Genomic DNA, 1,070 nt, shown 5'->3' with positions numbered 1-1,070 from the left:
GAGAAACTGATCAGAAAGAGCTTAACGCGAATCATCTAGCGAGAGCTAAAGCTTATGCCGAGCAAGGTCAATATAAAGCCGCGACAATTGAATATAAAAATGCGGTGAAGAAGTCGGGTGGCGAAGCCTCTTCAATTGTTCAATATGCCGAGATGTTGATTAAATTAGGGCAATATGACGCGGCGCTTAGCTTATTGGAGCAGGTGAGTACCGACAAGGATGAAAGTTACTATGTCGCACTGGTTGAGTCTTATCAAGGTAAGCACAAGTACTTATCTGCTGAGCTTGTTCTGGATGAGCACTTAAGTGGCAATAGCGTTGAGCTTCAAATGCTTCGTGCGCATAACTTGTTAGGTTTGAACGAGCTTGAACAAGCAGTCAATGCCTATCAGAAAATTCTTAATGACGAGGCAGGGAATGACCTCGCTACCCTAGNAAAAGCAACTGCTTTAGTAAGATCTAACCAGGTAAAAGAATCGAAAGGCTTGCTTAATTCCATACCTAAGGGTGCCAAGGCTTTTAGTAAAGCAAGAATTCTATTGGCTGGTATTGCAATTGGTGAACAGAACCTGGAACAGGCCGAAGATATTCTGACCGATTTGCTTTCTACTATGGATAATACAGATATTATTGAGCCGGAAAAAGCCGTTGTATTAGAACGGCTATCTTATGTTTTGACTCGCCAAGGCCGTTCTAACGAAGCCTATATTTACACCAAACTGTTATCCGAAGCCTTCCCGGGTTCAAATGAAGTAAAAGAGAAATATCAGCTTGCGGTCGAGAAAATGCAAGCAGGCGAATTGGATGCGTCTAAAGCAACTTTGATCGAGATATTAAATGATTATCCCTCATACAAGCTAGCGACTCAGCTACTAGGTATTATTAGCTATTTGGAAGGAGATAATACCGCAGCCTCTAAATACCTTTCAGAAAGTGTTGATCCGGAAGTCGCAAATGAGATGACGCGTCACATTTATGCGGCGACGAATCTGAAAATGAATGAGCCAAAGAAAGTGCTAGAAATACTTGAGCCTACTATTGATCGCAGTAAGGCGCCCGAAACACTTGCA

1 protein-coding gene is annotated in these 1,070 nt (G+C 42.5%); it reads left to right on the top strand.

Features of this window, described 5'->3' with window-relative positions; translation table 11 throughout:
• A partial coding sequence (locus A3763_RS02630; RefSeq protein WP_156494848.1) for a tetratricopeptide repeat protein occupies nucleotides 1-1,070 on the top strand: 1,070 nt, incomplete at both ends.

Source organism: Oleiphilus sp. HI0128 (genome assembly GCF_001635365.1).
This window is presented reverse-complemented; position numbering and strand designations above follow the sequence as displayed.